Raw genomic sequence first — 24,136 nt, forward strand, 5'->3', positions numbered from 1 at the left:
TACGAAATTAACTTGAAATTTCGTAAGGCGTTATTTATCACTTAGCATGGCTAGTCAGCTGGGCCGTACAACTTCTGACTAAATAACCAATTTATTCTTTAATAAACGCTTGAATGGCATCTTCAAATTTCGCTAACTTATCATTAGCTTCTTCTAACGTACTACCTAGCGTCCCAATGTAGAACTTGATCTTTGGTTCCGTACCAGATGGCCGAATGGCGATCCAAGTGCCATCATTTAAATGATACTTCAAGACATTCGCCTTTGGCAAAGCAATTGGTGCCGTGTGGCCATCAGCAAAGCTTTCCGTTTGACTCTGGAAGTCTTCAGTCCCAGTGACATCGTAGCCGGCAAAGGCAGTTGGTGCTTCGCTTCGGAACTTAGTCATCAGAGCCGCAATCTTATCGCTGCCGCCAACGCCATCAAATTCTTCGGACGTGGTTTGTTCGCGGAAGTAACCGTATTCCTTAAACAAGTCTTGTAATCCATCATAAAGGTTCTTACCTTGTTGCTTATAATAAGCCGCTACTTCGGCTAAAAGCACTGTGGTTTGAATCGCATCCTTGTCATGAACAAATGGTTTGATTAAGTAACCGTAACTTTCTTCAAAACCAAACATATAGGTATGTTCGCCAGTGGCTTCAAAATGTTCGATTTGTTCAGCAATATACTTGAAACCGGTCAAGACATTGATCATCGTGACACCATATGAAGCCGCTACTTTAGTAGCAAATTCACTTGAAACAATTGACTTAACTGCGGCCGCATTGGTCGGTAACGTCCCGGCATCCTTGTTTGCTTGCAAGATGTAGTGTAACAAGACAGCGGCAATTTGATTACCCGTCAACAGAACATACTCACCATTAGGTTGACGAACAGCTGTCCCTAACCGGTCAGCATCAGGATCAACCGCAATCAAGACATCCGCACCTTCTTTTTTACCCAAATCAATGGCCATCTTAAAGGCTTCAGGAAATTCAGGATTAGGGAATTTAACCGTCGAGAATTCAGGGTCAGCCACAGCTTGTTCCTTAACAACACTGAAGTTTTTAAACCCGGCATTCTTCAAAGCCTTTTCGCCAAGCATCCGGCCAGTCCCATGTAATGGTGTGAAGACTAACTTCATGTCCTTACCGACTTCATCCACTAGTTTTTGATTGATCGTCACTTCTTTGACCTTAGCTAAGTAGTCCTGATCGACATCATCCCCAATAATGGTTTCCGTCTTATCAGCTAATAATTGTTGTTCATCAGCAACGGCAATCGCAAAGACATCGTCAACTTTACGAATATATGATGTGATAAGATCAGATTCCTTAGGTGGCATTTGACCACCATCTTCGCCATAAATCTTGTAGCCATTATATTGCTTCGGATTATGGCTCGCCGTAATCATGATCCCTGCGTAAGTATGCAGATGCCGAACGGTAAATGAAAGTTCTGGGGTTGGCCGCAAGCTTTCAAAAACGTATGACTTGATACCATGTTGGCCCAATACTCGCGCAGATTCATGCGCAAAATCTTCTGAATGATGGCGGGAATCAAAACTGATTGCTACCCCGCGTTCCTTAACCTCAGCAGGCAAGGTATCCATGAAGCGTGCTAACCCTTCCGTTGCTTGACGAACCGTATAAATATTCATCCGGTTGATACCAGGTCCAAGTACCCCCCGCATCCCCGCGGTTCCGAATTCCATTGGTTCATAAAAGGCGTCTTCTAAGGCGGCGTCATCGCCAGCCATGCCCGTCAATTCTTGTTTTAAACTAGTTTCAAGTGTCGCTTGGTTTTTCCAGGTATTATAAGTATCCTGCCAACTCACAAAAACCATCTCCAATTCCGATATTTGTTAGTGCTTACAAAAATAGTATACAACATTGACACACTTTACAAAGTAAAATTTACTAAGAAAATCCATTAATTAATGCATTTTAAATGCGTAGTGGGCCCGCATCAGTGCGAATACCCATAAATTCTGAAGTGCTAGTTAGTTCAGTCACTATCAAAACTTGCTATAATAAATCTTATAAGGAGGCCATCATGACTTTTTATTCATACAACTACTTAGTCCATCAAAATAACAATCATACTCTTGTCCAACTCGCAGCCATCGGCATCATTATATTAATAATCGCCATACTCAGCTGGTTATGGCACCGCCATAAAACAGACCTAAAATACCGCGACTTATTCATTATCATGGTTTTATTATTATTGCTGCTCGTCGGCATTCAATTTAATGAATGGCAGACAATCAAAAATAGTTTCAACCAAAAATCACAAGTGACACAAATTATGCAGCGTGTCGCCAAAGAAAAAGGGGTTCGTAAAACCGCGGTCTGGTCTAATACAAGTTCTGTCAGCAGTGGGATGCTCATTAAAGTCCATGACCATATCTATAACGTGACGATCAATACGGATGGAAACAGTTATACCCTGACTAAAGCCACACCGATTCAATCAACAATCAATTATGTTAAGGAGGGGCAATAAATGTTTTCATACTGGGATGTGACGATCAAACTGGCCCTCGGGCTATTGACCATCATTCTACAAATCAATCTATCTGGTAAAAGTAACCTTGCGCCAATCAGCGCCCTCGACCAAGTTCAAAACTACGTTCTCGGTGCAATCGTTGGGGGCATGATTTATAGTACCAGCGTTACTGTTTTACAATACATTTTAGTGCTTCTCATCTGGACACTGCTAGTGCTGGTCCTGCGATTCCTAACACATCACAATCGCTACGTGAAACGTTTGATTGATGGACAGCCACAGCTATTGATTAAAAATGGGCAATTACTCGTCAGCACGGCCCTCAAAAATGGGATGAGTGCTAACGATCTGATGTTTCGCTTGCGTACGGAAGGTATCACGGATATTCGCTACGTCAAACGGGCCGTACTTGAACAAAACGGCCAACTGACGATTACCCAAGTGGGCGACGACGCCGTCAAGTATCCAATAATCGTCGATGGTCAGGTCAACCTCGATGCGCTTGAAACTAGTAATCATGATGAAGCCTGGTTACTGACCCAATTGCAGGCCCAGCACTATACTGTCAGTGATATTTACCTGGCAACGTATACTAACAAGCAATTGCTTCTATTTCCCTATCAACACTAATTCGCGAACCTTTGGTCATCGTCAAACAATGACTAACGCTATATTTACCAATAAAAAATGCGTGGCTGATCTCAATTAAATCAGCTACGCATTTTTTAATTTTATTTAATTGTTAACTTTGTCGCCTAAAGCAGTGATATAAGTGTAAACGCCTTGACCGGCAGTTCCGCCTTCACCAACCGCCGTCGCAACTTGGCGTAAATCTTTCTTACGAACATCACCGACTGCAAAAATACCAGGGACCTTGGTTTCCATGTGGTCATTAGTTTCGATCCAGCCGTTTTCGTCAGTAATCCCAAGATTACTGAATGGCTTCGTAATTGGGTTAATACCAACATAGATAAAGACACCATCGACCGCAATCTCACTGTCTTCACCAGTCTTATTATTATTAACCTTAACTCCCGTGACCTTCTTATCATCACCGATGATTTCCGTCACGTTGCTATTCCAAACAAATTCCATCTTTGGATTAGCAAAAGCCCGATCTTGTAAGATTTGTTGTGCCCGCAATTGGTCACGACGATGAATAACCGTCACCTTATCAGCAAGCTGTGTCAGGTAAGTGCCTTCCTCAATCGCTGAGTCACCGCCACCAACGACAACTACATGCTTGTTACGGAAAAACGCTCCATCACAAACTGCGCAGTATGAGACACCGCGGCCACCATACGTATCCTCGCCAGTAACACCCAGCTTACGATATTCAGAACCAGTCCCAATGACAAGGGCCTTAGTCTCAAACGTATCGCTATCCGTCGTCACAATTTTAACATCGCCACGATCTTCAACGGATTCGACGCTACCATACGCGTATTCAGCACCAAACTGGGTCGCTGATTCATACATGTCTTTAGCCAAATCCGGCCCCAAAACAGATTTGAAGCCCGGATAATTTTCAATTGCGGCGGTATTATTCATTTGTCCACCATAGATTCCGCGATCTAATAGTAGCACTGATAGATTGGCTCGTGAAGCATAGAGGGCGGCTGTCATGCCGGCAGGCCCCGCACCAATAATAATCACGTCGTAACTCTTTGCCATTTCTAAAGACCCCTTCCACTTAAATTCCTATGACGCTTAATATACCCCCAAAATTTACATTTGTCGACTATCTTGTTTGTACACAACCGAAATCAACGCGCCACATCATACTCAGTTTCTTTAATGCCAGTATTCATAAAATCATACGGGCTCTTCATCTTTTCCGCATCCCAACTCGCGATACCAACCACCAATAAGATTTCTAATGAATTTAGGCTGGTTGAGCGTTGTAAATTTTTTTCAAAATTAGATTTAATGCGGTTCGCTGCAATTTGAGCGCCTGGTTGGTCTGAAAATAACAAGATGGCCCACGTTGGATTATTCTGATCAAGGGAATAGGTAATATCGTTATCTCGCGTTGCCGATGTAATCGTATCCGAGACCAACCGCAATAAATCACGGTATTGTTGTTCACTCATCATCCGTCGAATTTCATTATAGTATCGCACCCGAATAATAACCGTGGTAACCGGTAATTGAAACCGTCGATTCGTTTCGATAAACACTTGTGCATCTTGAATATATGCGACAGTTGTTCGCAAATTGGTTTGTTCGTCAAAGGCCCCTCGTTTCATAATATCTGCTCGTAGCTTGGCATTGGCCGCTTGCAATTGTATTAATTGCCGGGTCATGCCATAAAAAGTAGCTGACAAAAGCAACGGCATAATCAACCAAAAAATCATCATCATTGGAATTACGGCGTGATGCGTTGAATTAATATAAATCATGACGATTGCCTGAGCAAAGATAAATAGTAAGTTAGCCATTAGACCAGTGACCACACCGAAAAAATAAGTCATCAAAATCATAATGATCGTTACACCTAAATAGATCGTATTAAGTGTGATATTAGGGGTTAACGCCATCAGTACGGCCATCGTGCTAATAAGCGCTAAAAATAATAACAAATAAACGTCAGCAAAAATAGATGTTCGTTGATCATCATTCATGGTGCTGCCCCTTTCGCTCTAACAAACCACTTTTACGCATAATCAGGAATCCTGCCAGTAAAATGATCACCACGATTAGCAACGCAATACCTAAATAAATCACTAGCTTAGAATTCTTCTGAATAACTGTTTTGGCGTTCACGCCATCATTAACTGTCTTATGCTTCTTAAAACGATAATTATAATGATTATTATCGTGATCGACGACAATCGCATCACCTTGATACTGGGCAATGTTCCGTTGAAAATTGATTTGAGTAGACGCCCGGTAGACATCACTACTCTTCGCGGCGGTTACAACTAGCAATCCCGCTCGCTGATTATACGGTGAGCGTAACAGCTGGGCAGTGCCAATATTTTGACCATACGTTTTCTCAATACTAAGTTTCTCATTTGACAGGAACCCAGTAAAATGTCGATTATATTTAAAATACAGCTTAGAATTCAGAGACCGAATAAACGCGTTTTGAGCTGGCGTCCCAAACGCAATTACGTTGCTATTTTTGAGTACCGTTTTACTAGGCTGATGGGTATAAAACTGAATATTGCCAGTATTACTTTGCGCATAAGTTCCAATAAGATTAAATATATTAGTTAGCGTTTGAAAATCGTCACTAGTCAGCGTTCGTGGTCGAACAACTGCAATGTGGTTAAAGGTCGCATTCTTCAAAAACAAATATGGATAATTCGTAAATAATAAAGCTGCGACTGGCTTTGACTTAATCGTCGCTTCAGAATCAGCCTTAATCAGCGCCCACGGTGTTTGGGCATTATCACTTTGAGCCGCCTCATTCATCTCAAGATCAAAGGCGACACGAATCGTGAAACTATGCCCTAGCGCTTTTCCTTTCGGCAGACTAACGGTCAACTCATCATTATTGGCACGCGCTGCTGTGAGTCTTTTACTACCTAAAGCGGAATCATTTACATAAACCGTTACAAGCGATCGTTTAAAATCCAGGTTCTTAGCATAGCGAAAATGAATCCGGATTTTCGAACCATCAGCATTGGTCCGATCAACAGGGAGACTAACAAAATAAGTACTTGACTGATGTTTAGCGCCAGTCAAATAATCATCGCTGGTCGTCAATTGCGTTTTGCCACCGTATTGTAGCTCAGAGGTAAACGTCTGTGTGCTGTTACTGATGTATTTCGTATCTGCTACTGTTTCCTGCATTAATTCCTGATTAGCAATAAATCGGCTTGCCTTCTGCAATAATTTGGTATTGAAGGCACTCACAATTAAATAATGTTTATCATCATGCGTATATGTCTTGATAACTGCATGTTCTCGCAGTCGCTGACGATCAAGTTGCTGCTGAAACACTTTAGGCAAATGCTGATAAGTCGCAATGACCAACTGATAATCAGCCTGTTTAGCCACCGCGGTATCTGCCGTTGTTACCGGAATCTGTGTATTCTCTGTGGTAATGGTCCGCGCCTCACCCGTTAACGCATACATGCCAGCTGACAACTCTGCGTTTGATGCTTGATGTGGCAGCGTTATGACTGAATTAGCATTCGCGATGGTATCAGTCCCAGAAAAATGCGCATAAAAAGATTTAATAGCCGTTGTTGGGGGTTGCAAGCGATACTCAAAGTTAGCATTCGCCCCATTGTAAATCGTCAACCAGTTGGCAGGTGTCTGCACCAATTGAGAACTTTGCTGGCCTTTTTTATTCAGGATCTGCCCACTGATCTTTAACTGATTTTCACCTTGAATTAACCGCAGTGGGACTTCGATAGCCCTAGTTTGGAGTCCAGTCTCCTTTTTGGGCCGGAATGAGTAAAACTTCGTTCCGTTCAACGACAACGTAATGTCAGATGTCTCTCGATTGGCCAACTGCGAAATTTGGAAATTTAGATTAATCGTCACTTTTTTGACTTGCCAATAATCCATTTTAATAAAATACATATTGGCCTCAACTGCATCACCAGACAGTGTCGTTGTTGAGTTTTGAAAAGGTTGCGTATAAGTTTGTAGATTATTTGCTGCCTGCCCACTGATAGGACAGCTTAGATTACTACCCATCCCAATTAATAAAGCGAGCATGCCTATTAACCAGAAGAACCACTTACTGATACCGTTTGGTTTTATACCACTTTGCTTGTTGATGAAAAACTTGTTCACGAACATACCCCACCATTCCATGTGCAGCCACTGCCAGCCACATCTGACTATAGACTAAGTACATAAAAACAATAATCATTAAATTGGCAATCGTCATTTCCCCTTTTTCCGTTGTAATTGTCACGAACGTACTGATTACAAATGTGATGATGGCCATTAGCCATAGTATATTGCTGAACCCTACCAAGTCGGAGTGTGCGATTCCAGCTACTGAAAGGACGAACATACTATCTGACAAAATCAGCGACGTCATTAATAAAAAGTAAATCGATAGAAAGTACAACAAGTCAAATCGAATTGGCCGCCCCGTTTTAGTGAAAAGTAGCCGTGCGTTTTTTAAAATGACATAAATATTGCCTTTGACCCACCGTGTCCGCTGATGAAACCACACATCTAAAGTTTGGGGTTCTTGTTCCCAGGTAACGGCTAGGGGTTGAAAGCGAATCCGATATCCCATTCGATAAACGCGAAAACTGATTTCCGTATCTTCCGCCAATGCTTTAACATCCCAACCACCAATTTTCTCAAGAATATCTCGCCGAATAACATAATTGGTCCCCGGGATCGTGCATAATTTAAACAACTTTTCCCGGCCCGCCTGAGCCATCCACTGAAATGATAGCGTCTCAATATTGATAAAGCGTGTCAGTATTGATGCATTCTTGTTCCGCGTACGAAATTTACCAATCACTGCCGCTAGCCGTTGATCACTCATTAACTCAGCCACCAAATACCGTAATGCCGTTCTTTGAGGTGTATTATCCGCATCATAAATCGAAATCAACGAACCACGTGCCTGTTTAAGGCCAATATTAAGCGCATTCGACTTTCCCTTACCACCATTAGTCTTATCAGTATTGATCACTTTCAAGTTTCGATGTGGATACAATGACTGCACTTCCGCCAGTAATTCAGCAGAATTATCATCCGAATTATCATTAATAATAATAATTTCATAACGATCCTTGGGATAATCAAAATTCAATAACGACTGTAACGTTTTGACGATTACAATACCCTCGTTATGCGCGGGCACCATAATTGAGACAAAGGGTACCTTTACCGGTAATTGAGGTTCAGGACGTCGCACCTTTTGTAAATAATTCACATAGCCCGCAATTGTTAAGACAACGTTCACGACTAGAATGCCCCAAATCGACAATACAGCCAAGAATAGAAAATAATCTAAAATACTAATATTAATTCCTCCCGTTATGATAGCAACGATGCCGTCCCCTACTTAGGTTTAAACATATTCAAATAAACCCGCCGACCAATCACAATAAACAAAACAAAAATTCCCAATGTCACCGAAAAGAAAATCAATAACACACTCCCCTGAGTTTTAAAGAACCGATTCATCCAGCTTTCTGCTGGTTTTACTGCAGCCAAGGTTGTCGTCGCTGGCGCATTATCAGTCACTTGTGTGGGCGCACCGTTTAACAAATACGTTCCACGCCGATAACTGATCGTCGCTGTTCCACTCTTGAGCATCGTCGTTGTCATTTGTTGTGCAGGGTCAAACCACTGATAGTTCATTCGGCTGAGTTGTCTAGTCAAATTGTGTAAACTCGTTTCACTATCTGGCATAGTCATTGTAAGTGCGGTGGGAATGGCAAAATTCAGCGCTAACTTACTGAGCTGATCACCAGATTTCAGCGTTTCAAAGGATTTAGCACTAACCCCATAAAAGGCCTGATCAAATACCGTTCCTTGATTATCTTGATGGGCATAAGTCGTCACCTTAGGATCGGGTAATAAGAGAACCTGATTCGCCTTAGTTAAAGCGTTCTGGCGGTAGACCCTGTCCTGGTTCCAATAAGCGGAAGCACTAATTCCAACTGGATAAACCTGATTCTGTGCTAACTGAATGACGTAACTGTCCATCAACTTGCTCAGTCCAGGACCGCTACTTGCCGTAACACCACCAACGACAGGTGTTTTTAAGAAAATAACCCCACCACGGTTTTCGATTAACCGTAAAACTTTGGCAAAGCGTTGATACGCTTTGAATTTGCCATTAGTGCCAACCGTTGTTGTGCTAACCGCAAATGGAATCCCTTGTTGATATAAGGTCGCACTGAGTTTATTCAACAAATTAAGATTAGAATACGGCGTTACCTTAGTAATCGTTAACAACGGTTGATAATGACCACGGGTACCGAATAATGTTGCCATTGTCTGGGTAGCTAACACTAAACTATAACCTCCAGTTGAAAGATAAGGTAGATAACCGTATCGACCAACGATGGTTCCATAAGGATATTCATGTTTTAGCGATGATTGTGCCCTCAAATAGCCGATTGTTTTGGCCTTAGCGGGTAACTTTGTGAGTGCCGTCATACTGCTCATAAATGGTAATAATTGGCGAACTTGTTGATCATTGCTCTGAAGAAAGAACTGCTGTTGGTAAACTTTGACCGGTTGGGCATTCAATTGTTGGGCCTCAATAGCGGTCAGATTTGGGCCAATATGCAGCTTCGTACCGCTGAACTGCTTACGATCCTTGATAAACGCTGCATTGTTGAGCTTAGTCTGCGGCCAGTTAATTAGCGTAATAACGCCTTGATAGTGTCGTAGTTCGCCAGCATGATAATCTTCGGCCGCCACCGTTTTGATGCTAATGTGTAGACCGGTCAGGATTCGTTGAATCATCGCGATTTTGGTTTGATCATTATTGGCCACATTCCGCGAATCATAAACCAGCATAACGTGTGTTGCTGATGTTTGAGCGTGGATCTCTGTCGGCAATAACCAGCTACAAAGTATAATGACACCCATGATTACCAACTGCCATAACCGCTTATGCATCTTGGTCCTCCTCTCGATAGGCATGCCACAAACGGTGATTTAAGATATCCGAAATAAACAGCAAGACAATTAGATCAATGCTAACCGGAACCATAAATAAATGTTTTGCTAAGTCTGCATCACCATCACCAATGATTGAAATAATTGGCACAAAAATAAAAATCGACAAAAAACCTAATACTAAGAAAAACCGCAAGACGCCTTCGATTCGCTGCTGACGCAAATCATTATAAAAACCAACCAGATAAACCATCACTAACGCAACTACTAGAAGACAATTAAAGGCAAACTTTTGTGGAAAAAAAGCCCCGGCAATCTGACTATACGTTGTAAAGAATGTTAGTTGTTTTCCTGCGGGTGCTCCTGACGCTTGGGTGTAATCCCCAACCGCTTTAACTTGAGTAATCATGACATCGGCGGCGGCAAGATCCATCAATTTGCCAAACTGCTTCAGATGAGTCGCATAATACTTTAATACCCAACCAACTCCCAGCTTAGAAACCAAGTTTTTCTTAACATAAGAACCAGAAGCTTGAATCGTCGCAAACTGTTTAGCGTAGTAGTCTTGTGACTGCATTAAGGCATACTGCTCATCAATCCCATTCTGAGCGAGATCCTTACTAGGATCATCGGTTTGGGTCAAGATGCCGTGCGAAAAAGTCTGATAGGTATTGATATCCACAAAGTCTTGACCGATCAATTTATAGGTCAGTCCACCCGTGATCAAGATCATGACCATTCCCGCAAGCAAGTACACACGCATTGCGTTAAAGTGTGGCAAAAATAGTAACCCAATCGTCACGACCACAAAGCTCAATGCTAGCGGGGCGTTTTGTGACTTGTTAGTTATCAATAGAACCGTACAAACAAAATACAATGCAACGAGTGGCCACCGCCGCCGATATCGTTGTCGCGCTAGCAGTAAGACGGCTGAAAATGAGATTAAAGTTAGTCCTAACATTTGGGGCTCAGCAAAAAAAGAATTTAAATACAATGTAAATGAAGAATCACCAAATACTAGAACGACTAATCCCGCAATCAGATAATTTCGAAAACGCTTGGCAGGATACGTCAAAGCATCCGTCAATAAATAAATGCCACCCAGATAAGGAATCACATTCACAATACCCATAAACCGGATATCAAATACCGTCTTACTATAAAATAATTTATTGAGACCGATGGCCACTTTCACAAATAAGGGCTGAGATGAAAAGTTCACCGATCGATAGTCGTTGTAGTACTTCATCAAGCCAAATTTCTGCGTTACAAAATCAAAATAGTTGTAGTGCGTTCCCAGCAACTTATAAATACCATTGGTATACATCGCCCGATAAAAATCGCCATTATCAGCCAGTCCGTTAATGGGCGGTACAAATGCCACATAGGCAGCCAAGCCAGCACAAAGTAAAGTTGCGAGTAGTGGGGGTGGCATTAGCTGTTGAAACAGCCGCGTTGCGCGCCAAAATTGTTGTTTTAACTTAGTCACAAAGATTACCTCAATCTCTAATTAAACGCTGCGTTTAGCGCCGTCAAATTACTATATGAATACACTTGCTTAGTTTTGGCATCCCCAATACCACCGTTAATCGGCGAACTGTCTTGCTGTACCTGCAATCGCCAAACATTATTCATCGCAACTTGATAATGCTTTTCATCACCCAGCGTCGCAAAGATCGACGCCGCTAACGCATAGTTGGCCGCTGATTCACCACCAACACTCACCGTGCCCCTTGTCGTATAACCGTTTGCTAAATCACGGTGGGTGACCCGTTGAATCAACCATCGCCGACTAGTCGCTTTTAGGTGACCAACTTCTGCTAAATGCAATAAGGTTTCCAGAGCCTCTGATGTATTCAGGTTACCATCACTATATTGGCTAGTGGTCCATTGGTAACTTTTTGCATACAAGGGAAAAACATCACCTAAATAACCGCCCTTAAGGATAATCAATTGCTTCTTGTACGCACTCCGGCCCTTCTTAGTATCTTGTTCAAAATACTTAAGTGTTCGTAAATCAAAGTAAGCTAAACTGCCCGTCGTAGTTGCCTTACGCGCATGAACATCGTAATAATCGACCAGGTGCCCATCCTTGATTGTTGTATTGACCAGATTCTGATAACGTTGCGTGGCTTCCTGGCGATAATGATTAGTATGATGTGCTTGATTATAAGTCAGTAGCGCACGGATTATCCGTAAATCGTCCAACGTAGCGTTGACCGCATACCGCTTCTTGGTACGTGGATCATAACGATAACTGAACAACCCGTTTTCATTAAAGGTCGCTTTCGTCTGGCGATAGAATTGCCGAAATTGTGCCCATTGGCGAGTCGTAACCAGGTACTGTAGCCACATCCCCGATGACTCACTCAACATTTCATGACCAGTGGCCGTTGCAGTCGTCCGTTTACGCGTATCTAAATAGTTCGTATAAAGCCCTTGCTTCGCCAAAAGCCCTCGTTTAATAAATGCCGCTAGTTTTACCCGCCGTTGCTTTGACGCCTTAGTCGCATAGGCCGTCGTCGTTACAAATCCACTTGGCGCATGTCGTGGTGTACTAACCGTAGTTTGTTTCCGACACCCACTGACAACTGCAGTCAGCATCACTAACACGACCAGCCACCCAAGGTAACGCAGACGTCCTGGACGTCTATTGTAAATCCTTGTCATTTTGCTTGGCCCAATCGCCATAGGCCGTAATTCGTGGGTGATTGCGGCCTGCCTGGCGTTCTTGTTCAATCGCTTGTTGGGCGACGAGGTTCAGATAATTGAATGGTTCATCAAAATTAGGTGAGAATAACATATCCACAAATGCTAGATCATCGATGGTGTTTCCATTTTGAATCGCGATTGATAACGCATTAGCAGACTGTGCCACTTCATGCGCACTTAAGAACTGAGCACCGAGAATTTTACGATTTTCCGGATTATAAATTAATTCAATCGTCAGTTTCGCCGTACTTGGCATGTAAGCTGGTCGCCAGTTGCCCTCATAAGTCACCCGTTCAGCTGGAATATGATTCAATTTCGCCATTGCCAGTGTTAACCCCGTAGTTGCCAGCGTGTGATCGAAGAGTTGCATGGCCGATGTCGCTTGAGTCCCCATATATCGTTGCTGGTTACCAAAAACATTGGCCCCCGCTAACGCACCCTGCCGAACCGCATTGGTTGCTAATGGCGTATAAGCCGAACGCCCAGTTGGATTGAAGTTAACGACACAAGAATCACCAGCAGCGTAAATATCTGGGTCAGAGGTCTGAACGTAATCATTGATGATAATGGCACCGTGCTTATCCATCTCAACTTGACCGCGTAACAGTTCCGTATTGGGAACAAACCCAGTTCCGACAATTGCTAAATCAGCATTAAAATCGCCTTGATTGGTTTCAATGACAAGTTCACCATCATCATTACCAGTAAAGGCAGTTACTTGGTGATTCAATAGCACGTTCACGCCATGATCTTTTAATAGCTGAACTGCTTGGTCTGAAATTTCTTTACTAATGTAATTATTCAAAATTTGATCATGCGATTGGAATAACGTTACTTCATGATGTGTATTCGCATAACTTTCAGATAATTCGGTTCCAATATAACCCGCCCCAATGATTGCGATCCGCTGATTGTCTTGGGCTGTTTGGTAAATTTCCTGTGCTTGGCTGTAGGTCTTGCATAATAGGACCTTAGACTCATCGATTCCAAAAATCGGCGGGACCGCAACATTTGAACCAGTCGTCATAATCAATTTATCATAAGTATCGCCAAACACTTTTCCAGTAGTCATGTCAACCACTTGTAAGGTCTTCGACTGGGCGTCAATTTTTAACACGTTATGTTTGGTTCTGACCATTGCCCCCAACTTGGCTAACGTTTCTGGTGACGAATAGAACATATCCTCCAAGTGATTGACCTTTCCCCCGAGATAAAGGTAGATCCCACATGATAAGAATGAAATATTGTCATCACGCTCATAAATCGTGACCGTAGCCTCCGGATGATCCTTCAGAATTTGTGCAGCCGCAGCGGTCCCCGCATGCGTACATCCAACAATTACAATCTTCATTTCATTTTGCTCCCAATTATAATTTTATTTATTTAACCATAGGTATATTATAACCGCTTTACTGCGCAAATACATAACTCTAGTTAATATAAATACAGGTCATGATGAAACATAACTACTTTTAAAAACCAATCAGCGATACGCTGGCAAGCAGTTATTCTCACAATATCGTCCATACCAGCTTTGCCAGGTAACCACTAATTGACTTTTTACTCATTTTCAGAAAATTACCTTGTTCACCAAGCAGTTTAGCACAATCATCATTAGCCCAATTGATAATCGATACCATGCAAAAAAAGATGGTGTCAAACAGTTTCACTTATTCATTTTTTGGTATAGTATGTATTAGGAAGCATCAAATCGTGTTAATTCAAGTCTAAGGAGTTCCCTTATGTACCGCTATTTTATTCAGCCCCAGTTAGATAAATTTAATAATTCACTGATTGGCTACGAGATGCTGATTCGCTATCGTGAGACTGATCAGGACCGGTGGACCTTACCAGAAAGCTTCGATAATATTCCGATCGATGTACAAGTCAGCTTACTAAAGGCTACGGCTAGTGAGCTTGCATTAAAAATCGGGTCAGTATCAATTAACTTTAATCGCAAGCAATTTCTAAATGATGATATTGCTGCCGCAGTCATTGATGCTCAGAAAAAGCTATTCCCGGTTCATGTTATCGTCGAAGTCACAGAAGAACCCGGTGAAGATACGTTTACACTGGCGGCGATGCAACAACAAATTGATAAGTACAAGGCTAACGGCCTACAATTTAGCATTGATGACGTTGGCACGGGAATCAACGTTTACGACCACATTAAACCGCTACTCGAATCGGCCGAAGAAATCAAATTCGCCATGCAAAACTTTCGGGCCGAAGATCGTGAAAACGAGATTCCCATTCAATTAAAATTCTGGCGCGACATTGCGGTACAACATGATATCCGGTTAATTCTAGAGGGTGTTGAAAACGATGCCGAAGATCAAATGGCGAATGACTTAAATATTTCACTACGCCAAGGTTATTATTATGGCAAGCCCCATTTATTCAAATTAAAAGCCGACCACTAGGTGCCAGCTTAATTAGTGAATCGCAATTATTCAGCAGTTAACTAAAAACAACCGTGAAATCTTAATAGATTTCACGGTTGTTTTTTAATTAATCAAGTATTATTTAGTTGGTTTCTTCGTTGTTTTAGGAGCGGCGCTATCTTCTTTAGATAACTTAGCACCAAGATCCTTGATGTAAGTCCGCAAGTCAGCCTTAACATCCGGATGAGTTAACCCGTATTCGATCGTCGTCTTCAAGTAGCCAAACTTGTAGCCAACATCGTGCCGAGTCCCCTTAAATTCATGGGCAAAGACCCGCTGAGTCTTGTTCAACGTATCAATGGCATCCGTCAATTGAATTTCGTCACCCTTACCAGGTTTTTGGTTTTCAAGAACATCAAAAATTTCTGGTGTTAATAAGTAACGACCAATGATAGCAAGATCACTAGGCGCATCTTCAGGTGATGGCTTTTCAACAAAGTTATTAACGTTGTATAGGCCCGGTTCCTTTTCACTTTCAGGATTGATGACCCCATACTTAGAAACTTCCTCATGAGGAACCTTCATAACAGCTAACGTTGACGCATGTGTCTTGTCATAGCTATTCATTAACTGTTTGGTTAACGGTACTTTGTCTTCCATTAAATCATCACCAAGCATGACGACGAAAGGTTCGTCACCAACGAAAGCTTTAGCCGTTAAAACGGCATCGCCCAAACCACGTGGATGTGATTGCCGGATAAAGTACAAGTTAATGTCTGTGGTTTCTTGAACCAGCTTGAGCATTTCTTCCTTGTGCTTAGCCCGTAAGTTATCCTCTAATTCTGGGTTAGAATCATAGTAATCTTCAATACTACGCTTGCTCTTACCCGTGACGATAACAATGTCTTCGATCCCCGATTTACGAGCTTCGTCAACAATGAACTGAATCGTTGGTTTATCAACGATTGGTAACATTTCTTTAGGCATCGCCTTAGTAGCAGGCAAAAACCGTGTTCCTAATCCGGCCGCTGGGATAACGGCTTTTCTAACTTTTGACATGTGATAAATCCTCCTAAAAATAGTGAAATTAGTTTGGAAATTCCTACTGAATCTCAGGTTTCCCCTCGCGCCGCATCAATTGTGGAATGACTTCCTTAATGTCGGCACTCTTATATAATACATCATAAATCGCTTCAGTGATGGGCATTTCGATATTTTGTTGCTGTGCAAGCTCGTAAGCGGCTTTAGTTGACGGGATACCTTCAATAACCATGCCCATGGTATCAATCACCGTCTTGAGGTCCTGACCAGCACCTAACTCATTACCAGCGCGCCAGTTACGCGAATGGACACTAGTTGCCGTAACAATTAAATCGCCAACACCGGATAAACCGATAAATGTCAACGGCTCTGCGCCCAACGCCACTCCGAGCCGACTGATTTCAGCTAAACCACGAGTCATTAAGGCTGCCTTGGCGTCATCACCATAGCCCAGGCCGTGTAGCGCACCAGCACCCAGGGCAATGATATTTTTGAGCGCCGCACCTAGTTCAACACCAACCACGTCGGTATTCGTGTAAATGCGGAAATAGTCATTCATGAAGAGTTGCTGTACTAATTTGGCTGCAGATTCATCGGCGCTAGCCGCCGTAATCAACGTAATATCGTGGCGGGCCACTTCTTCAGCATGACTAGGGCCCGATAAGACAACGATCGCTTGTCGTAATTCGGCGGGAATTTCTTCTGCCAAAACTTGCGACAGCCGCTTGTGTGTCTCTTGTTCGAGTCCCTTGCTAGCATGCACAATAATCGGCCGCTGATGGGTCTTGGCAAGCACGGCAGTCACTTGTTGGGCCACTTCGCGAATCGCTTTGGTTGGTACGACAAACAAGATTACATCCGCACCATCAATCGCCTGTGTTAGATTAGAATAAGCAGTCAACGTTTCTGAATATTTAAAATCAGGAACGTATCGCTCATTCGTGTGTTGCTCATTTAATTCTGTGACTTGGGCCGGTGAGTACGACCAGAGCCGCACTGAGTGGCCATTTTCATCCAACAGATTTGCCAAAATGCTACCCCATGAGCCAGCACCTAAAACGGCAATTTTTTTCATCATTCAAATAACCCTCTAATCTACTTATTTTCTGCGACAACCTTTTGACCAGAACCAGCTAAATACCAACGATTATTCGGATTGTGACGCCGGCGCCAGATCATTAAGCCAATGCTACCAAAGAACAGTACCACTGACAACGCTTGTGAGACCCGAATAACGTTAAATAGCATGAGCGAGTCAGTCCGCATCCCTTCTGTGAAGAAGCGACCAAAGGCGTACCAAGCAACATAAGTCAAGAAGACATCACCCTGCTTATACCAATGTGTGCGATGACGCGTGAGCATCAGTAAGGCAAATCCTAATAGATCCCATACCGACTCATACAAGAATGTTGGTTGCCGATACGCGCCACGGATATACATCTGGTTAATCAGCCAATCAGGTAAGTGCAAGCCTTGTAAGAAACTCAGACTAGTCACTCGACCAAAAGCCTCCTGATTCATAAAGTTACCCCAGCGACCAATACCTTGGCCCATGATCACCGTTGGTGCGGCAATATCAAGCATTAGCCAAGTTGGGATAAAGCGTGACCGACAGAATAAAATGACCACAATTCCGGCGCCAATCAAGCCACCATAGATGGCAATTCCACCATCCCAGATACGGATGATTTCACCGGGATTCTGACGATAATATGACCACTGGAAAATCACATAGTAAGTCCGCGCCGCAATTAAAGTAAACGGAAGTGCCCATAAAATCATATCGTAAATGTCATCGGGCCGAACACCCCGTCGCTGACCTTCACGTACTGCTAGTGCAACCGCAATGACGACGGCACTAGCAATAATGACGCCGTACCAATGGACCTGAATTGGTCCTAACCGCAGTGCAATTGGGTTAAGTGCCCCTAAAACGGTATTCACGCTACTGCCATCTCCTTATTACTTGTGAGAATCATGCACGGAATTCGTTTTGATCAACTTGTTCAAGTTATCGTCAAAGACCTTGGTCGCATCGTAGCCCATGCTCTCGGCCCGAAAGTTCATGGCCGCTGCTTCGATAATGATTGCTAGGTTACGTCCAGTCTTAACTGGAATCGAGATTTCAGGAACTTCAACATCAAAGAATTTCCGGTTCTGTTCTCCATTTCCTAGTCTATCAAATTGCTTATCAGGCGTCCAATTCTCAAGGTGCACGATAAGGTCAATGTCGGTATCTTGACGAACAGCCCCAGCGCCAAAAAGATTCATAACATCAATAATTCCGATACCTCGAATCTCCAATAAGTGATTCAAGATTGCGGGTGCTTCACCGACAAGCGTTTGTTCATCCTGTTGATAGACATCGACCCGGTCATCAGCAATCAAACGATGCCCCCGTTTGACTAATTCCAGGGCCGTTTCACTCTTCCCAACACCGGAATCACCAGTAATCAGCACACCTAATCCATAGATGTCAACTAATACCCCGTGGACAGATTGTCGTTCAGCTAATTTACCTTCCAAGTAATTCGTCATATTACTTAGAATCCGTGATGATGTCATTTTCGTTCCTAAAATCGGCACGCCATTTTCCTCACCGGCTTGCACGAGTTCTTCTGGAACGGGTAACCCCGTTGAAATGACGAACGCGGGTGTGGTTAACTGACACATCTTACGAAAAATCATCAGTCGTTCATCATGACTCATATTTTTCGAATAAGCGGTTTCAGTTTTACCTAGCAATTGCACTCGTTCACGAGGATAGTAGTTGAAGTAACCGGTCAACGCCAGCCCCGGACGTGAAATGTCGCTCGTTGTAATATCTTTCTTTTCTAATAAGTCAGCGCCATGATACACATCCAGGCGCGTATTTTTCACCAAATCGGCAACGGTTACACTTCCTGCCAAAAGAATCCCTCCTAATTGTTCCACTAATAAAAAAGTGTGGCCCGCGTTGTCCAGTCGCGCCATTACGCTACCCTTTCAAGCGGCCACACTTTTATGACTGAAAACGGATTATTTCTATCTTCTAATCTTAGCACTTTAAAGCGCTTTATTCACCATCAACGCCGTCTTTCGCGAAAAAGTTGGAAACAATCACGTTAGCAATTGACATGAGAATCGAAACAACCATCGCCATGCCAAAACTCGAAAAGCCGAAATTGGCCTTACCCACAACGTAGGATGTCATCTGAAGCATAAAACCATTGATGACAATACTGAATAGCCCGAGTGTCAATAACGTAATCGGTAACGATAATAACAGCAAAAACGGCTTAATAGCGGCGTTTAAAATTGCAAGCACAAAACTGGCAATTAAAGCCATCCACACACTTGCAACGTGAAAACTGCTCTGAAAAAAGCCAGCAATCGCAATAAATAAGATTGTATTGATTAAAATTCGTTTCCAAAAGCCCACTGTATAATCACTCCATTAATCTTAGTGACGCGGATCATCCTCTTCATGAACGTTATGAATCTCTTTGCGCCCATGCGCTTGCGGTTTAGCTTGAGTACCGGTACTTTGCCGCATCTGTTCGAAGAAACCCGTATTGTCTGGTTTACTTGGGATAATTGTCATTAATACTAAGTATACCAAAACACCAAAGCCATGGGTAACCAAGGTTAAAATAACGTAGAGTACTCGTAGAATCGTTGCATTCCAGTTCAAATATTCAGCAATGCCCCCGAGGACGCCGGCGAAAACGCGATTATTAGATTTAGTTAACTTTTGTTTTGTATTTGATTTCATCGTTAGACGCTCCTTATCAGTTTATCTAACCATATCTTACTAATTGTAAAAGCCGGTTGCAAACTAGACGACCGGCTTTAAGCAATTATTTATGATTAGTTACACTAAATTAGAACTTTCTGGATTCAATTCGATAATCTCACCAGTATTCAAATACACGATCCACTCACCAATATTAGTTACTAACGCCCCGATGCGCATTAAGTAAGTTGCAACATTCAGGTAATCCGTGGAACCGATGACCGTCTCAGGATGGCGCTCCATCTTGGAGATCCCCTTCTCATTAATACGATCATACATCTCCCCGACTTTTGCGTCTTTAGCTGCGACCCGGCGTGCTTCCTGATCATCACTTTTGACGTAAGCTGCCAACATCTCTTCGACCATCTTTCGCACGCGATTCCCCATTTCTGATAACGCTGCCTCAATTTCAGGGACGCGCACATTTCCTTTGACCCGAATCGTAGCGTGAGCAATATTACGTGCATAATCGGCCATCCGTTCCAATTCAGAGACGGCTTTCAAAATGGTGACAATTTCTCGCAAATCAGAAGTGACGGGTTGGTATAACGCAATCATCTCAAATGATTTCTGTTCTAGTTCAACTTCCCGTTGGTTGATTTTAGCATCATTATCAATGATTTCTTGTGCGAGGTCGCGGTCATGGTCGATAAACGCCTTGACTGCCTTTTCAATCGTCTCGCTAACCATCATTCCCATTTCAGTGAAGTTTGCATCAATATCGTTTAGTTCATCATCAAAAAGTCGTCGCATGTTTTTTTCCTCCTAACCAAATCGTCCTGAAATATAGTCATTGGTTTCCTGTTTAACTGGATTCATGAAAATCTGTTTCGTGTCGTTGACCTCAATTAATTCACCATTCAGGAAAAACGCCGTTCGGTCAGAAATTCGTGACGCCTGTTGCATGTTATGCGTAACAGTTATGATAGTGTAATCCTGGCGCAAATTCAATAGGGTTTCTTCAATCATCCGACTCGATATCGGATCAAGTGCACTAGTGGCCTCGTCTAAAAGGATAATATCAGGTTCGACGGCTAGGACGCGTGCGATACAAACCCGTTGTTGTTGCCCACCAGACAATGATAGCGCATTGGCATGCAACCGGTCCTTAACTTCATCCCAAATTGCAGCCTGCTTCAGACTTTTTTCTACCGCCGCGTCTAAGCGTTCTTTATCATGGACTCCTGCCAACCGTAACCCGTAAATGACATTCTCATAAATTGAGAATGGAAAGGGATTCGGCTGTTGAAACACCATGCCGATCTCTTTACGCAATTGAACCGTATCGGTCGTGGGCGCATAAATATTGTGACCATTGAAGTTCACCTCACCCGTGATCGTTACATTAGGAATCAGATCGTTCATCCGGTTCAAGCAACGTAAAAAGGTGGATTTACCACAGCCAGAGGGCCCAATCAAAGCCGTGATTCCTTTATCATCAAAATCAATGTTAATTCCTTTGAGGGCCTCTTTTTTACCATAAAATAATGATAAGTTCTCGGTCGTTAAAATTGTACTCATGAACGGTCCTCCTATCCAAAGTTTCCGGAAATATAGTCATTCGTCAGATCAACCTGAGGATTGGTAAAAATCTCACCGGTCTCTGAGTATTCTAGGACTTTGCCGAGGTTAAAGAACGCGGTATAGTCGCTAATTCGCGATGCTTGTTGCATATTATGCGTCACAATAATAATGGTATAATTCTGCTTTAGTTCTAACAAAGTATCTTCAATTTGACTTGTCGATACTGGATCCAAAGCACTCGCTGGTTCATCGAGCAGTAAAATGTCTGGCTTGATTGCAATTGCCCGAGCAATACAGAGTCGTTGTTGCTGCCCGCCAGACAGAGCTAACGCACTTTTATTTAAGTCATCTTTAACTTGGTCCCACATCGCCGCTTGCCGTAAAGACCGTTCAACAATTTCATCCAAGTCTTGTTTCTTGTTCATTCCGCGCTGGCGGAGTGCAAAAGCAATATTCTCATAGATTGATTTGGCAAACGGATTAGGCCGTTGAAACACCATGCCAATGTGCCGGCGCATCTCATAGACATCAATATCATTACTGTTAATATCTAAGCCGCGATACATAATTTTTCCCTTAACCGTTGCAATACGGTCATTCATTCGGTTTAGCGAACGCAAGTAGGTTGACTTTCCGGAACCGGATGGGCCAATCAACGCACTAATCTTATAACGTTCAAACTGTAAATCGCCCTCTGAAATAGCCTCGGATTTACCATAAAAGACGTGTAAATCCTCAGTTGAAAGCGCGATTTCATGATCTTTAGGATCAAACGCCATGATGTTACGTTGTGTCGTCGTCATTGTGTTATCTGCCATCAAAACGGCCTCCTTTATTCAGCGGTTAAGTGTTTGTACAAGCGTTTGCCAAGCCAACGAGCTAAGAAGTTAAAGAGCAATACCGCAATAATTAATACGGCTGAAGCCCCCGCCGAAACGGCTTTCGCGTCCGGCATAATTCCTTCTGAGTTGATCTTCCAAATATGAACGGCCAACGTTTCGGCTGGACGTAGTGGACTGAGTGGACTACTGATATCAAATGGATTCCAGTTACCAAAGTCCAAGGCTGGTGCACTTTGACCCGCAGTGTAGATTAAAGCTGCGGCTTCACCAAAGATCCGCCCGGCACTCAAGACGACCCCCGTTAAAATGCTTGGTAAGGCAGCGGGAACCACGATCTTCGTCACCGTCTCCCAACGTGATAGCCCTAACGCGTAGCCGGCCTCCCGTTGATTATCTGAGATATTGGCGAGTGCTTCCTCAATACTCCGGGTTAAAATCGGTAAGTTAAACACGGTCAGCGCAAACGCCCCGGAAAGAATCGAGAAGCCTAACTTGAACTGCACTACAAAGAACAAGTATCCGAACAGCCCCACGACTACGGATGGCAATGAACTCAGAATTTCAATGGTCGTCCGAATCAGGCCAGTCACCGTATTTTGCGGCGCATATTCATTTAGATAGATCCCCGCACCCAGTGAAATCGGTAATGAAATCAATAACGCTAAAAATAGTAAGTAGAAGGAGTTAAACAACTGAATGCCAATCCCACCACCCGCTTCAAAAGCCAGGGCCGGCGACGTTAAAAAATGCCACGAAATTTTGGGCACCCCTTGGATCAGAATGTATCCCAATAGGGCAACTAAGATGATGACCACAAAGGCTGCGACGCCGTATAGCACGCCAGTGGCAATTTTATCGATGCGTTTAGCGTTCATGGTTTAATTTCCCCTTTCGACCAATGTAGCGAATGACTAAGTTAAAGACTAAGGACATCAATAACAGGATCATGGCTAATGACCACAATGCATTATTTTGTAATGAACCCATGACAGTGTTCCCGATTCCCATCGTCAAGATACTTGTCAAAGTTGCGGCTGGTGAAACTAGGTTATGTGGCAACAACGTCGCGTTCCCAATCACCATTTGGACCGCCAGAGCTTCCCCAAAGGCGCGGGCCATCCCAAATACGACGGCAGTCAGCATGCCAGGAATGGCTGCCCGCAGGACGACTTTATAAATTGTTTGCCAGCGCGTCGCCCCTAGAGCTAGCGAGGCTTCTCGGTAATAACGGGGTACCGAATTCAGCGCATCCGCCGTCATTGACGTCACGGTCGGTAAGATCATGACAAATAGCACAAAGGTCCCAGAAAGAATCCCGTAGCCACTCCCCCCAAACGTATTACGAACAAACGGTACGACAACTTGTAGCCCGATAAATCCATACACTACGGATGGAATACCAACTAATAGTTCCGTAACTGGCCGGAGAATCTTCGCCCCCCGCCGTGGTGAAATTTCGGTCATAAAGACCGCCGTCCCGATAGCAAACGGTGTGGCAATTAAGGCCGAAAGAATCGTAATCAAAAACGACCCAACAATCATCGGTAGTGCCCCCACAGCTGGTTGCCCATTCGTTCCGACTGTTCCGGGGTTCCACTGCGTCCCACTCAGAAATTGCCATAGATTAATGTGATTTTGAAAAAAGGTTGCTAACCCCCGTGATGCAACAAAGTAGAAAATCAAAAAGACAATCCCGACAATTAGCGCTAGACAAACTAGACTAATGGCCTTACCACGCCGTTCAATTTTACTAGCAACTGATTTTTTTAATAAGCTTTCTCGAATTTTATCCATGCGCT

Annotated in this window: 23 protein-coding genes; 3 read left to right on the plus strand and 20 right to left on the minus strand. The window is 43.2% G+C overall.

Features of this window, described 5'->3' with window-relative positions; genetic code table 11:
• Window positions 1-91 precede the first annotated feature (91 nt).
• The gene (locus ACWQAU_RS07065; RefSeq protein WP_003646085.1) at window positions 92-1,819 is read right to left on the minus strand and encodes a phospho-sugar mutase; all 1,728 of its coding nucleotides are present in this window, start codon (window positions 1,817-1,819) and stop codon (window positions 92-94) included.
• Between the two features lie 218 nt (window positions 1,820-2,037).
• Between ACWQAU_RS07065 and ACWQAU_RS07070 the strand changes: the two genes are divergently transcribed.
• Both ACWQAU_RS07070 and ACWQAU_RS07075 read left to right on the plus strand, forming a co-directional pair.
• A complete protein-coding gene (locus tag ACWQAU_RS07070; RefSeq protein ID WP_027821459.1) occupies window positions 2,038-2,490 on the plus strand; it encodes a DUF3290 domain-containing protein in 453 nt (150 codons plus the stop codon).
• Window positions 2,491-3,123, plus strand: a complete 633-nt coding sequence (locus ACWQAU_RS07075; protein WP_003641021.1) for a DUF421 domain-containing protein — start codon at window positions 2,491-2,493, stop codon at window positions 3,121-3,123.
• A gap of 105 nt (window positions 3,124-3,228) precedes the next feature.
• Here the strand turns inward: ACWQAU_RS07075 and trxB are convergent, their stop codons facing one another.
• From trxB to ACWQAU_RS07115, 8 genes are all read right to left on the minus strand, one after another.
• Window positions 3,229-4,167 carry a thioredoxin-disulfide reductase gene (trxB, locus tag ACWQAU_RS07080; protein WP_003641020.1) on the minus strand — a complete coding sequence of 313 codons (939 nt, stop codon included), beginning with the start codon at window positions 4,165-4,167 and terminating at the stop codon, window positions 3,229-3,231.
• 92 nt (window positions 4,168-4,259) lie between these two features.
• Entirely contained in the window at window positions 4,260-5,117 is an 858-nt protein-coding gene (locus tag ACWQAU_RS07085) for a hypothetical protein (RefSeq protein ID WP_003641019.1), read from the minus strand.
• Window positions 5,110-7,254, minus strand: a complete 2,145-nt coding sequence (locus ACWQAU_RS07090) for a cellulose biosynthesis cyclic di-GMP-binding regulatory protein BcsB (protein ID WP_027821460.1) — start codon at window positions 7,252-7,254, stop codon at window positions 5,110-5,112. Before ACWQAU_RS07090 ends, ACWQAU_RS07085 begins: the two co-directional genes overlap by 8 nt.
• The gene (locus tag ACWQAU_RS07095; protein ID WP_044429357.1) at window positions 7,193-8,446 is read right to left on the minus strand and encodes a glycosyltransferase family 2 protein; all 1,254 of its coding nucleotides are present in this window, start codon (window positions 8,444-8,446) and stop codon (window positions 7,193-7,195) included. The genes ACWQAU_RS07090 and ACWQAU_RS07095 overlap by 62 nt, the downstream gene beginning before the upstream one ends.
• A 38-nt stretch (window positions 8,447-8,484) precedes the next feature.
• The gene (locus ACWQAU_RS07100; RefSeq protein WP_027821462.1) at window positions 8,485-10,059 is read right to left on the minus strand and encodes a hypothetical protein; all 1,575 of its coding nucleotides are present in this window, start codon (window positions 10,057-10,059) and stop codon (window positions 8,485-8,487) included.
• On the minus strand, window positions 10,052-11,548 hold the full coding sequence (wsfD, locus tag ACWQAU_RS07105) for a glycan biosynthesis hexose transferase WsfD (protein WP_003643960.1): 1,497 nt from the start codon (window positions 11,546-11,548) through the stop codon (window positions 10,052-10,054). The genes ACWQAU_RS07100 and wsfD overlap by 8 nt, the downstream gene beginning before the upstream one ends.
• A gap of 17 nt (window positions 11,549-11,565) precedes the next feature.
• Entirely contained in the window at window positions 11,566-12,729 is a 1,164-nt protein-coding gene (locus tag ACWQAU_RS07110; protein ID WP_027821463.1) for a glycosyl hydrolase family 8, read from the minus strand.
• On the minus strand, window positions 12,710-14,122 hold the full coding sequence (locus tag ACWQAU_RS07115; protein WP_011101153.1) for an FAD-dependent oxidoreductase: 1,413 nt from the start codon (window positions 14,120-14,122) through the stop codon (window positions 12,710-12,712). The genes ACWQAU_RS07110 and ACWQAU_RS07115 overlap by 20 nt, the downstream gene beginning before the upstream one ends.
• 391 nt (window positions 14,123-14,513) lie before the next feature.
• On the opposite strand from ACWQAU_RS07115, the gene ACWQAU_RS07120 reads away from it, so the two are divergent.
• Window positions 14,514-15,194: an EAL domain-containing protein gene (locus tag ACWQAU_RS07120; RefSeq protein WP_003641011.1), complete on the plus strand. Its 681-nt coding sequence runs from the start codon at window positions 14,514-14,516 to the stop codon at window positions 15,192-15,194.
• Between the two features lie 99 nt (window positions 15,195-15,293).
• On the opposite strand, the gene galU is transcribed toward ACWQAU_RS07120, so the two are convergent.
• The 11 genes from galU to pstC form a co-directional block, all read right to left on the minus strand.
• Entirely contained in the window at window positions 15,294-16,214 is a 921-nt protein-coding gene (galU, locus tag ACWQAU_RS07125) for a UTP--glucose-1-phosphate uridylyltransferase GalU (RefSeq protein WP_003641010.1), read from the minus strand.
• A gap of 43 nt (window positions 16,215-16,257) precedes the next feature.
• Window positions 16,258-17,274 (minus strand): NAD(P)H-dependent glycerol-3-phosphate dehydrogenase, encoded by a 1,017-nt coding sequence (locus tag ACWQAU_RS07130; RefSeq protein ID WP_022637890.1) that lies wholly within the window; start codon window positions 17,272-17,274, stop codon window positions 16,258-16,260.
• A 17-nt stretch (window positions 17,275-17,291) separates the two neighbouring features.
• Window positions 17,292-18,140 carry a prolipoprotein diacylglyceryl transferase gene (lgt, locus tag ACWQAU_RS07135; protein ID WP_003641008.1) on the minus strand — a complete coding sequence of 283 codons (849 nt, stop codon included), beginning with the start codon at window positions 18,138-18,140 and terminating at the stop codon, window positions 17,292-17,294.
• 18 nt (window positions 18,141-18,158) lie between these two features.
• Window positions 18,159-19,106: an HPr(Ser) kinase/phosphatase gene (gene hprK, locus ACWQAU_RS07140; RefSeq protein ID WP_003643956.1), complete on the minus strand. Its 948-nt coding sequence runs from the start codon at window positions 19,104-19,106 to the stop codon at window positions 18,159-18,161.
• 145 nt (window positions 19,107-19,251) lie between these two features.
• Window positions 19,252-19,617, minus strand: coding sequence for a phage holin family protein (locus tag ACWQAU_RS07145; protein WP_003641006.1), 366 nt, complete (start codon window positions 19,615-19,617; stop codon window positions 19,252-19,254).
• A 21-nt stretch (window positions 19,618-19,638) separates the two neighbouring features.
• Window positions 19,639-19,950 carry a PspC domain-containing protein gene (locus ACWQAU_RS07150; protein ID WP_003641005.1) on the minus strand — a complete coding sequence of 104 codons (312 nt, stop codon included), beginning with the start codon at window positions 19,948-19,950 and terminating at the stop codon, window positions 19,639-19,641.
• Window positions 19,951-20,049: 99 nt separating this feature from the next.
• Window positions 20,050-20,724 (minus strand): phosphate signaling complex protein PhoU, encoded by a 675-nt coding sequence (gene phoU, locus ACWQAU_RS07155; RefSeq protein ID WP_003641004.1) that lies wholly within the window; start codon window positions 20,722-20,724, stop codon window positions 20,050-20,052.
• Between the two features lie 12 nt (window positions 20,725-20,736).
• The gene (pstB, locus tag ACWQAU_RS07160; RefSeq protein ID WP_003641003.1) at window positions 20,737-21,492 is read right to left on the minus strand and encodes a phosphate ABC transporter ATP-binding protein PstB; all 756 of its coding nucleotides are present in this window, start codon (window positions 21,490-21,492) and stop codon (window positions 20,737-20,739) included.
• 11 nt (window positions 21,493-21,503) lie between these two features.
• Window positions 21,504-22,313 carry a phosphate ABC transporter ATP-binding protein PstB gene (gene pstB, locus ACWQAU_RS07165; RefSeq protein WP_003641002.1) on the minus strand — a complete coding sequence of 270 codons (810 nt, stop codon included), beginning with the start codon at window positions 22,311-22,313 and terminating at the stop codon, window positions 21,504-21,506.
• A gap of 14 nt (window positions 22,314-22,327) precedes the next feature.
• Window positions 22,328-23,212 (minus strand): phosphate ABC transporter permease PstA, encoded by an 885-nt coding sequence (gene pstA / locus ACWQAU_RS07170; protein ID WP_003641001.1) that lies wholly within the window; start codon window positions 23,210-23,212, stop codon window positions 22,328-22,330.
• Window positions 23,202-24,131 carry a phosphate ABC transporter permease subunit PstC gene (gene pstC / locus ACWQAU_RS07175; RefSeq protein WP_003643955.1) on the minus strand — a complete coding sequence of 310 codons (930 nt, stop codon included), beginning with the start codon at window positions 24,129-24,131 and terminating at the stop codon, window positions 23,202-23,204. The genes pstA and pstC overlap by 11 nt, the downstream gene beginning before the upstream one ends.
• Window positions 24,132-24,136 lie beyond the last annotated feature (5 nt).

It is taken from the genome of Lactiplantibacillus sp. 3062 (assembly GCF_055413545.1).

Coding starts and splice junctions, on each gene's coding strand:
- galU (WP_003641010.1), bottom strand. CDS start 16,214: ATGTCAAAAGTTAGAAAAGCCGTTATCCCAGCGGCCGGATTAGGAACA.
- ACWQAU_RS07070 (WP_027821459.1), top strand. CDS start 2,038: ATGACTTTTTATTCATACAACTACTTAGTCCATCAAAATAACAATCAT.
- trxB (WP_003641020.1), bottom strand. CDS start 4,167: ATGGCAAAGAGTTACGACGTGATTATTATTGGTGCGGGGCCTGCCGGC.
- pstB (WP_003641003.1), bottom strand. CDS start 21,492: ATGAGTACAATTTTAACGACCGAGAACTTATCATTATTTTATGGTAAA.
- ACWQAU_RS07075 (WP_003641021.1), top strand. CDS start 2,491: ATGTTTTCATACTGGGATGTGACGATCAAACTGGCCCTCGGGCTATTG.
- ACWQAU_RS07085 (WP_003641019.1), bottom strand. CDS start 5,117: ATGAATGATGATCAACGAACATCTATTTTTGCTGACGTTTATTTGTTA.
- pstB (WP_003641002.1), bottom strand. CDS start 22,313: ATGGCAGATAACACAATGACGACGACACAACGTAACATCATGGCGTTT.
- ACWQAU_RS07150 (WP_003641005.1), bottom strand. CDS start 19,950: ATGAAATCAAATACAAAACAAAAGTTAACTAAATCTAATAATCGCGTT.
- ACWQAU_RS07115 (WP_011101153.1), bottom strand. CDS start 14,122: ATGAAGATTGTAATTGTTGGATGTACGCATGCGGGGACCGCTGCGGCT.
- ACWQAU_RS07090 (WP_027821460.1), bottom strand. CDS start 7,254: ATGTTCGTGAACAAGTTTTTCATCAACAAGCAAAGTGGTATAAAACCA.
- pstA (WP_003641001.1), bottom strand. CDS start 23,212: ATGAACGCTAAACGCATCGATAAAATTGCCACTGGCGTGCTATACGGC.
- phoU (WP_003641004.1), bottom strand. CDS start 20,724: ATGCGACGACTTTTTGATGATGAACTAAACGATATTGATGCAAACTTC.
- ACWQAU_RS07120 (WP_003641011.1), top strand. CDS start 14,514: ATGTACCGCTATTTTATTCAGCCCCAGTTAGATAAATTTAATAATTCA.
- ACWQAU_RS07110 (WP_027821463.1), bottom strand. CDS start 12,729: ATGACAAGGATTTACAATAGACGTCCAGGACGTCTGCGTTACCTTGGG.
- pstC (WP_003643955.1), bottom strand. CDS start 24,131: ATGGATAAAATTCGAGAAAGCTTATTAAAAAAATCAGTTGCTAGTAAA.
- ACWQAU_RS07130 (WP_022637890.1), bottom strand. CDS start 17,274: ATGATGAAAAAAATTGCCGTTTTAGGTGCTGGCTCATGGGGTAGCATT.
- ACWQAU_RS07100 (WP_027821462.1), bottom strand. CDS start 10,059: ATGCATAAGCGGTTATGGCAGTTGGTAATCATGGGTGTCATTATACTT.